The organism is Frisingicoccus sp., assembly GCF_048388605.1.
In the GTDB taxonomy this organism is placed as follows: Bacteria; Bacillota; Clostridia; order Lachnospirales; family Lachnospiraceae; genus Frisingicoccus.
On sequence record NZ_DBGCTU010000019.1, the window covers coordinates 47,711 to 57,819 of the forward strand.

The 10,109-nt window shown below is 44.7% G+C and carries 8 protein-coding genes; 1 reads left to right on the top strand and 7 read right to left on the bottom strand.

Features of this window, described 5'->3' with window-relative positions:
• Window positions 1–3 precede the first annotated feature (3 nt).
• From lon to ACMN7X_RS03800, 5 genes are all read right to left on the bottom strand, one after another.
• Window positions 4–2,412: an endopeptidase La gene (gene lon, locus ACMN7X_RS03780; RefSeq protein ID WP_418746167.1), complete on the bottom strand. Its 2,409-nt coding sequence runs from the start codon at window positions 2,410–2,412 to the stop codon at window positions 4–6.
• Window positions 2,413–2,490: 78 nt separating this feature from the next.
• Window positions 2,491–3,792 carry an ATP-dependent Clp protease ATP-binding subunit ClpX gene (clpX, locus tag ACMN7X_RS03785; RefSeq protein ID WP_418746168.1) on the bottom strand — a complete coding sequence of 434 codons (1,302 nt, stop codon included), beginning with the start codon at window positions 3,790–3,792 and terminating at the stop codon, window positions 2,491–2,493.
• Window positions 3,793–3,845: 53 nt separating this feature from the next.
• Window positions 3,846–4,427: an ATP-dependent Clp endopeptidase proteolytic subunit ClpP gene (clpP, locus tag ACMN7X_RS03790; RefSeq protein WP_418746173.1), complete on the bottom strand. Its 582-nt coding sequence runs from the start codon at window positions 4,425–4,427 to the stop codon at window positions 3,846–3,848.
• A gap of 30 nt (window positions 4,428–4,457) precedes the next feature.
• On the bottom strand, window positions 4,458–5,732 hold the full coding sequence (tig, locus tag ACMN7X_RS03795; RefSeq protein WP_418746169.1) for a trigger factor: 1,275 nt from the start codon (window positions 5,730–5,732) through the stop codon (window positions 4,458–4,460).
• A 203-nt stretch (window positions 5,733–5,935) separates the two neighbouring features.
• Window positions 5,936–6,160, bottom strand: coding sequence for an alpha/beta-type small acid-soluble spore protein (locus tag ACMN7X_RS03800; protein ID WP_132092868.1), 225 nt, complete (start codon window positions 6,158–6,160; stop codon window positions 5,936–5,938).
• 893 nt (window positions 6,161–7,053) lie between these two features.
• On the opposite strand from ACMN7X_RS03800, the gene ACMN7X_RS03805 reads away from it, so the two are divergent.
• Entirely contained in the window at window positions 7,054–7,509 is a 456-nt protein-coding gene (locus ACMN7X_RS03805; RefSeq protein ID WP_418746170.1) for a CYTH domain-containing protein, read from the top strand.
• A gap of 61 nt (window positions 7,510–7,570) precedes the next feature.
• Here the strand turns inward: ACMN7X_RS03805 and ACMN7X_RS03810 are convergent, their stop codons facing one another.
• Complete coding sequence (locus tag ACMN7X_RS03810; protein ID WP_418746171.1) at window positions 7,571–8,917, bottom strand: MATE family efflux transporter; 1,347 nt, start codon at window positions 8,915–8,917, stop codon at window positions 7,571–7,573.
• A gap of 116 nt (window positions 8,918–9,033) precedes the next feature.
• Window positions 9,034–9,900, bottom strand: coding sequence for a DUF6612 family protein (locus ACMN7X_RS03815; RefSeq protein ID WP_418746172.1), 867 nt, complete (start codon window positions 9,898–9,900; stop codon window positions 9,034–9,036).
• Window positions 9,901–10,109 lie beyond the last annotated feature (209 nt).

Genomic DNA, 10,109 nt, shown 5'->3' on the forward strand with positions numbered 1-10,109 from the left:
CTTTTACTTTCTGCTTCTTTCTTCTGCTCCGGCTTCCGGTTCTTCACTCGCTGCGGCTTCCGATGGGGCCTCTGTTCCGGCCTTCGGCTTTTCCGGCATATGAACAAGGGCGGTTTTCAGCACTTCATCCATGCCCTCCGCATAGACAATCTCCATACCCTCATAGATTTCACTTTCCATCTCTTCCACGTCCTTCCGGTTCTTCACCGGCACGACAACAGTTTTTATTTTAGCGACCTTGGCTGCCAAAAGTTTTTCTTTCAGACCGCCGATCGGGAGCACCCGTCCGCGAAGGGTTATTTCCCCGGTCATCGCAACGCTGGCCTTTACCGGAATTTCCGTGATGGCCGAGATCATGGCTGTTGCCATGGTCACACCGGCGGACGGACCATCCTTCGGCACAGCGCCTTCCGGTATATGAATGTGGATGTCATTTTTCTCAAAGAAATCCTTTGGAATAAAAAAGGCATCACTCATCGAACGGATAAAACTGATTCCGGCCCGGGCCGATTCCTTCATGACATCGCCCAATTGCCCTGTCAATTCAAATTTACCGCTTCCGGGCAGAACATTGACCTCCACAGAAAGGGTATCCCCGCCGACACTGGTCCATGCCAGTCCCCGGACAATGCCGATCTCATCTCTGCTGTTTGCCTCATCAAAGCTGAATCGTTCTTTTCCAAGATATTTACTCAGAGTCTTTACGCCGACTTTCACATTCTTTTTATTTTCCTCGACAATCTCTCTCGCCGATTTCCGACAAATATCTCCAATCCGCCGTTCCAGATTACGAACGCCGGCCTCACGGGTATAATGGACAATAATTTTTTCCAGCGCCTTATCCGTGATTGAAACCTGACTCTTCTTCAGGCCGTGAATCTTGATCTGCTTTGGAATAAGATGCTCTTTGGCAATATGCATTTTCTCATTTTCTGTATAGCTGTTGACTTCGATAACCTCCATACGGTCCAGCAGCGGCCGCGGAATGGTCGACAAGGTGTTGGCCGTGGCGATAAAAAGCACTTCCGACAAATCAACAGGAAGTTCAATATAGTTATCCCGGAATTTGGAATTCTGCTCCGAATCAAGAACTTCCAGCAAGGCGGAAAATACATCGCCCTTATAATCATTGCTGGCCTTATCGACCTCATCCAGAAGCATCACCGGATTTTTTACGCCCGCATTTTTCAATGCGGATGCAATACGGCCCGGCATGGCTCCCACATAGGTTTTACGATGCCCGCGGATTTCCGCTTCATCCCGGACGCCGCCCAGGCTGATCCGAACATATTTCTTATCCAATGCCCGGGCCACCGATTTGGCAATAGAACTTTTTCCGGTTCCCGGAGGACCCACAAGGCATAAAATCGGACTTTCGCCTTTGCCGGTCAACAACCGCACCGATAAATATTCAAGAATACGTTCTTTCACCTTTTCCAACCCATAATGGTCTTCCTGCAAAATCTTTTCCGCCTGTTTCAGGCTCACCTTTTCTTCATTCCGCTTATCCCACGGCATGGATAAAAGTGTCTCCACATAGCCCCGGATAACGCCGTTTTCAGAAGCCATATTGGCTGAGGAACGGAACCGGTCAATCTCTTTCTGAATTTTTTCTTTTACTTCATCGCTGGCTTCAAGCTCTTTAAGCTGGGCTTCAAACTGCTCCGCGTCACTCTGGGTATTATCCTCCCCGAGTTCCTCCCGAATGACCTTCATCTGCTCCCGGAGAATATATTCCCGCTGATTTTTATCCACCCGCTCCTTCACCTTTGCCTGAATCTCCCGGGTAATCTGTATCATTTCTATTTCTTTGGTCATAAATTGAGCCAACACCTCAAACCGCATCTGCAGATCTACGGTTTCCAGACATTTCTGGCGCTGCTTATATTCCATTGGAAGATTCGTGCACAACTGGTCCACCAGCTTCAACAGATTTTCTTCTTCCAAAAGCTGCCGCACCAATTCACCGCTGAAATTCGGATTCTGCATCGAATAATTTTCCAAAAGCTCATGGAGATAGCGCACACAGCCTGCCATCTGCACATCATCCATCTCACAGATCGTTTTATCAAAAACCGTAACCTCCGCTTTGAGCATCGGCTCAGTCATCATCAAATTATCAAGATGACCTCTGTAGGTTCCCTCAACCATCACCCGGAGTGAATCGTTGGACAGTTTTACGATCTGCTTGATCTTGGCTATCGTTCCAAATTCATAGAGGTCCTCCTTTCCGGGATCCTCCACTTCCACATCCCTCTGAGTCAGAAGAAATATATTCTGGTCGCCCAGCATGGCCGCTTCAATGGCCATTCTTGATTTGTTTCGGCTGACTTCAAAATGGACAATCATATTCGGCAAAATCGTCATGCCCCGCAAAGCAATCACCGGCAATTCTAAACATATATCATTCATCTTTTGTATCACACTCCCGTAATGAACTAATAGGGCTGTACCTTTTTTGGTACAGCCCCCAATCTACAGTCGTCTCATTCAGGCAATCTCTCCGCTTGTTTTCTGCGGAACTTTTTTACTGCCTGTCACCCGCTTTACAGGTGTTTTCTCACCATAAGTGAGTATCGGTTCTCCCTTGCCATCCACAACATCCTTTGTGATGGTACAGGAATCCACCAATTCCTCCGATGGAATCCGATACATGATATCCATCATCGTCTCTTCAATAATCGCCCGCAATCCTCTGGCGCCGGTCTTCTGTTCAAAAGAACGGTGAGCAACTTCCCGCACAGCCTCCGGCTCAAATTCCAGGCGTACACCATCCATCTCAAATAACCGCTGATACTGGCGCACCAGGGCACTCTTCGGCTCAGTCAAAATCCGGACAAGGGCATCTTCATCCAGCAGATCCAGCGCAACACACACCGGGACACGCCCGACAAATTCCGGAATCAATCCGAATTTAATCAGATCCTCCGGCAGTGTCTGACGGAACAGATCTCCGATATTCGTTTCTTCCTTACTCTGGCGGATAACCGAATTAAATCCGATACCCTTCTGGCCGATTCGCGACTGAATGATCTTCTCCAGTCCATCAAAAGCGCCGCCGCAGATAAAGAGAATATTCGTTGTATCAATCTGAATAAATTCCTGATGCGGATGTTTCCGTCCGCCCTGAGGCGGTACAGAAGCCACCGTACCTTCAAGAATTTTCAATAATGCCTGCTGAACGCCTTCGCCGGATACATCTCTTGTAATAGAAACATTTTCCGACTTCCGCGTAATCTTATCAATTTCATCTACATAAATGATGCCGTACTCGGCCCGCTCCACATCAAAGTCTGCTGCCTGAAGAAGCTTGAGAAGAATATTCTCCACATCTTCGCCGACATAACCGGCTTCCGTCAAAGCCGTCGCATCTGCAATGGCAAAAGGAACATTCAGCATTTTCGCCAATGTCTGAGCCAGCAATGTCTTTCCTGAACCTGTCGGCCCGATCAAAAGGACATTGCTTTTCTGAAGCTCCACATCCGAATCGCTGTCTGCGATAATTCGTTTATAATGATTATAAACCGCCACTGCGAGAGCCTTCTTTGCATCATCCTGTCCAATGATATACTCATCGAGGAAGGCCTTGATCTCCATCGGCTTCATCAGGCGAATACCTGCGGAAATATCCTCTTCCTCTTCAAACTCTTCGGTAATAATCTCTGCACATATCCCAATACATTCATCGCAGATAAACGCATTTGGGCCTGCAATCAATTTTCTGACCTGCTCCTGGGTCTTATTGCAAAAAGAACATCTTGGAATCTTCTTGTCTTCCATACGTCCTGCCATATGATACCTCCGGCCTTTCTATATATAATAGGGATTTCGTATGTTCTAAAATGTTATCTGCTGATAATGACTTTGTCAACTAATCCATATTCTCTGGCTTCCTCGGCCGTCATATAATTATCCCGTTCCGTATCCTGTGCAATAATCTCCAAAGGCTTTCCGGTGTTTGCTGCCAGAATTTCATTCAAACGCTGACGCGTCTTTAAAATCTGTTCCGCAACAATATTAATCTCCGTGGCCTGTCCCTGAGCGCCGCCGGACGGCTGATGAATCATAATTGTGGAATTTGGCAGAGCCATACGTTTACCCTTTGTTCCTCCCGCAAGAAGAAAAGCTCCCATACTGGCGGCCATACCCATACAAATCGTGGATACATCACATTTAATATAATTCATCGTATCATAAATCGCCATTCCTGCAGTAACTGAACCGCCCGGACTGTTAATATAAAGACTGATGTCCTTTCCAGGGTCTTCAGATTCCAAAAACAGTAACTGGGATACGATCAGATTGGCAGAAACATCGGTAACTTCCTCCCCGAGGAAAATAATGCGTTCTTTCAAAAGCCTTGAAAAAATATCGTAAGACCGTTCTCCTCTGCTTGTCTGTTCAATGACATAAGGTACTAAACTCAATTTCATTCCTCCTGTTAAAAATCAGGCCGATTATTTTTCTACTGCTGCGTCCGTTATCATTTCGAGCGCTTTCTGTGCGGACATATCATTTCTCATTAAATCTGTGTCCATGTATTCTCTGACTTTATCTGCTTCCATACTCCAGGATTCAGCAAGTCTCTGAATTTCAGCCTCAATTTCCTCATCTGTGATCTCAATATTTTCAGCAGCAACAATAGCGTCAAGGACAAGGCGATTCTTGATATTCGCCAGTGCCTGAGGTTTTAACTGTTCGGCAAGCTGCTGTGGTGTCATGCCTGTATATTTGAAGTAAACATCCATGCTGAGACCCTGAGCGCTCAATTCCTGAGCATACTGATTCATCATATCATCTGTGCTCTTGCGAACCATAGCTTCCGGAATATCCATCTTCGCATTGCCGACAACAACATCCATAACTTTCTGCTGCTTCTCAGCTTTCGCTTCCTGCGCCTTTTTCTCTGCCAGATTTTTCTTTAAATCTTCTTTATATTCTTCTAAAGTATCAAAGTCAGAAACATCCTGAGCAAATTCATCATCGACAACAGGATAATCTTTTGCTTTAACTTCATGTACTTTTACTTTGAACAAAGCTTCCTTTCCGGCCAATTCCGCTGCATGATAAGCTTCCGGGAATGTCACATGAACATCCACATCCGCACCGGCGGAAACGCCAACCAACTGGTCTTCAAAGCCCGGAATAAAGGAGCCTGAACCGAGAACAAGGCCATAACCCTCCGCGGAGCCGCCTTCGAATAATTCCCCGTCCACAGAACCTTCATAATCGATCATCACTGTATCACCGTTTTCAGCCGGACGATCAACAGTTAATTCTCTTGCATTCTGCTCCTGAACTTTTTTGATCTCAGCTTCAATATCTTCCTCTGTAACTTCTGCGCTTACTTTTTCAATTTCAACACCTTTATATTCACCGAGTTCCACATCCGGTCTCAAAGCAACTTCTGCAGTAAAGATAAACGGTTTTCCCTTTTCCACCTGCACAACATCGATGTTCGGATAAGATGTGATATCTAATCCGGATTCTTTTGCTGCTGCTTCATAAGCCCCCGGGATAATATCATTGGCCGCATCTTCATAAAAAATGCTTGCTCCGTAAAGCTTTTCAATAAGAGCCTGAGGTGCTTTACCTTTTCTGAAGCCCTGTACGGAAATCTGATTTTTATTTTTATTATAAGCCTTTTTCGTTGCAGCAACAAATTCCTCGGCAGCGACTTCAATGGTCAATTTCGCCATATTGTTTTCTAACTTTTCTACCTGTACACTCATTATATTTCTATTCCTCCTTAATTGGCCAAAATGCGTGAGAGCATTTTTACGCACTCTAATCTATAGTATATAATATGGAAAGTCATATGTAAATAGGCGAATTTGAAAAAATTTAACGAAAAAACAGTCCCTGAAAACCGGCATTTTCACGTCATGCTCTCAGAGACTGTTTCATTACCTAACCCCAGATTTTACCCGGAAAATTATTTCTGACCGGACATCTGTTCTTCCTGTCTGCGGATCATCTGGCGAACCATTTCGCCGCCGATGGAACCTGCTTCTGCAGATGTTAAATCACCGTTGTAACCGCTTTTCAGATTTACACCGAGTTCGCCGGCCACTTCCATTTTGAATTTATCCATAGCATCCTTTGCCTGTGGCACTTCCATACGACTTCCGTTAGAACCTGTTCCTGTTGAATTAGACATATCTTTCACCTCCAAATGATTTTGAATAAGTATCTCTGACTTATTCTGATACTATTATCTGCCGACTCCAAAATTTTATGATGGAAATTTATAGATAATCCGGATATACTAAAATGGAAAATGTATTTTGCAATATTTTCCGCAGTCATACATCGGTGCAAATCTCAATCATGCAAAATGGGTTTTCAGCTTTTGAAGATTTGCCTGAAGCCGTTTTTCATAATAATATGCCGACACGATGCAAGTGTCTGAAACCGAAGTGCCAGTCAGCGACAACAAACCTGTAAAATATTCAGCAAAAATCAAGCCTGTTCATTTTAGAAATCTGATTTGCGGACACTTTCTGGAACTCATTTCATTCAAACACCAGCAAAGTGCCCGCGGATAATCAAAAATGAACAGGCAGATTTTTTTCGAACATTTTAAACGGTTTTTAATCATCTGACTGGCGTTTCGGTTGAGTTCTTGCAGCGTTTGGCTTATAGGATTTTATAAAAAGCGCCTCGGCAATTCCAAAAGCTGTAAATGTTTTGTGCGATTGAGATTTACACGGATGTATAACCAGGGAAAATATTATAAAGGAATTTCCCATTTTAGAATAGCGTTCATAGTGGGTACTCCTTTGAAATGAATTAGCAATGGTCAATACCAGTTTTACTCATTGCCTATTCAATCTACTGGGTATATCACACGAACGGAAGGTTCAACCTGCGTAAAACGAATGCTGCGAATGAGGGCTGGTTGGCTGACTATTCTACGGACGTAAAGTCCTAGGAGTGGAAGGCCAGACCTATTGCCTTATTCATTCTAACAGCTTAAGCAACAAGATGGATAATTCCTTACTGGCTGTAAGGGGTATCAACCATAAATATATTGTAGTAGGAGAGAATTGTATGGAAATTGAAAGAAAGTATTTAATTGACCGTCTGCCCTTTGATGTCGCCGCATATCCGAGCCATGAGATTGAACAGGCTTATTTGAATACGGCGCCTGTGATCCGCATCCGCAAAGAAGACGAGGAATATTATCTGACCTATAAATCAAAAGGTCTTATGGCCCGGGAGGAATATAATCTGCCGTTAAATGCCGAGTCCTACGCCCATCTGCTTCAAAAAGCCGATGGAAATGTGCTGACAAAAACACGGTATAAAATTCCTCTCGGGGACCATTTGACAATAGAGATCGATATGTTTCACGGAAAATTCGAGGGACTTATTCTGGCCGAGGTGGAATTTCCAACCATCGAGGAAGCCGAAAATTTCCGGCCGCCGGAATATTTCGGCCGGGATGTCACTTTTTCAACCGAATATCACAACAGCACTCTGAGTCAAACGCAGCTGAAAGGTTGAGACGGCTGCCGGATAATTGGGACGGCTGTCGAGGGGCCGGGCTATATGCCGGAAACATTTTTTACAGCTTTCGCAGCACAGTGCACTGCATGGTAATATAGCAGGCCAGGCCGCCGATAAAATTCGAGATCGGCTCAGCCATAAAGACACCGGCCACACCAAGGCCGCCAATCCGCGGCAATATTATCGTCAACGGCGCCACAATAACAGCTTTTCGCAATATGGAAAAAAACACCGCCTGGGGCGCCTTATTCAGCGCTTTAAAAACACACTGCCCGGTAAATTGAAAAGCCATCATAAAAAATCCAAAGAAATAGATATGCAGGGATGGAACCGCCGCCGTGATCAATTCGGCATCCTGATTGAAGATTCGAATGAACAGTTCCGGGAAGGCGCAGATCAAAACCCATATAATAAAGGAATAGGCAAAACAAATCTGTGTCATAAACCGAATAGCTTTCTTCATTAAATCATATTTCTGAGCGCCGTAATTATAACTGATGATCGGAGAGGACCCGTCAGCCACCGCCATCACCGGTGTCTGGGCAATCTCCCGGATCGAATTGATGACCGTCATAACACTGATATACAGATCGCCGCCGTAGACGGAGAGCATCGCGTTGCAGACAACCTGGACAAGGCCGTTGGTAAAGGACATAACAAAAGTCGATGTTCCCAGCTTGGCAATCTCAAAAATGCAGGCCCAGTCCGGGCGAAAGCCTTTAAGATTCAGCGTCAGTTCCGCCTTTTTGCCTGTCAAGAATCTTAAAACCCACACAGCGGAAAAAAACTGGGAAATGATCGTTGCAATGGCTGCCCCCTGAACGCCGAGATGAAATACAAAAATAAATACCGGGTCGAGAATCAGATTGCTCACAGCGCCCAAAGTGACTGTCTGCATACCGATTTTCGCAAAACCCTGGCTGTTGATATAAGGATTCATCCCCAGGGAAATCATAACAAAAACGGTTCCCAAAAGATAGATGATCATATAACCGGCCGCATAAGGATAAGTTGCATCACTGGCGCCAAACAAATACAAAATCGGCTTATGGAAAACAATTCCAAAAACAGTGATGCAGATTCCGGTCAAAATCAACATAAAAAAAGCATTGTTCATGACTTTCCGGGCGCCTTCCGTATCCTTCTTTCCCCGTGCAATGGAGCATAACGGCGCACCGCCCAAGCCAAACAGATTTGCAAAGGCTGTGACCATCGTGATCACCGGAAAACAAAGCCCCAGTCCGGCCAACGCGATCATGCCCTCCCCGGGAATCTTTCCTATATAAATTCTGTCTACGATATTATAAAGTAAATTGACGATCTGGGCCACCAGCATCGGCGCCGCGACAGCCAACACATTGCGGCGCACATTTTCGCCGCTGAAATCCACCTGTCCGGATGACATATGTACTGCACTCCCTACTTTTTTACATTTCCCCATTATTTTATCACAACATGCAAAAAAATAAAACAGGGACAGCTTTCACTGTCCCCATTTCAGATCATTTTTAATTCAATATTTTACTGAGCTGCTTCTGTTTCGGCAATTTCAGATTCAAGAAGAGATTCTTCTTCACCTAAAATACTTCCCTCGTCGCCGGACGGAGCAGACAATGCTTCTTCAGGAATTGTAATGCTGTCAATGCTGTCAAATTCATTATAATTCAGAACTACGGAGATGTTATTAAACTTAACAAGAACACCCTCAGACTCAATGCCTTCGCCGCTGTCACTCATTACGATGCTCACAGATGCCGGAAGAACGATATCTTTATAAATCTTCAATGTAACTTCTGCCTCCATTGTCGAGAAATCTACCTCTCCCAAGCTTTCCGTCATCTCTTCCATGGAACCCATGATCTCCTGGAACTCTTCTCCGGAAATGGTGGATGTAAGTACATAAACTTCTTTGTCGCCGATCTTTTCGGTTTCTTCAGCCAATGTCATATCTTTTCCGTCACCGGCTACCGTATACATGTCTTCCATGCCGCCTTCTTCGACAGTCTCTTCCGATTTCATCCATTCATCCATCATATTAATGTACGTAATGCTCTTATCCCCGTCAACCTGAGTATACATATCCATGTCCATAGACATATTTAAAAGATCCATACTCAAGGTGCCATCCATATGGAAGATGTCCGGGTCGGATGTACATTCGATCGTGCCTGTCATCCCCATATTCATATCCATGGCAACGCCCTCGGATGATATATTCATGGACATCTGCATATCCAAATCTCCGGCAAAGGATTTTACCTTTTCCATGTTTTCGTTTGCCTGCTTCACAAGGCTTTCTGCTGTTACTTCTTTTTTGCCGCAACCGCCCAGTACCACAGCGGACAAAATCATCACGCTGACTAACAGCCATGCAAGTTTCTTTCTCATATCTTTGTTCCTCCTTAATGATATGATGCTATCTTATCATATTTTTGCATATAAATAAAGTGAATATTTCCATTTTTTTGTCATTTATAGACAAAAAGGGGCTGTCGGTTAATAGACAGTTCTAAACAGGGAGGTATGTGCCTCGTCCGAGTCACATACCTCCCTGAAATTTTTCTATAAAAAGAGAAAAAGATGGCTAACGACAACCA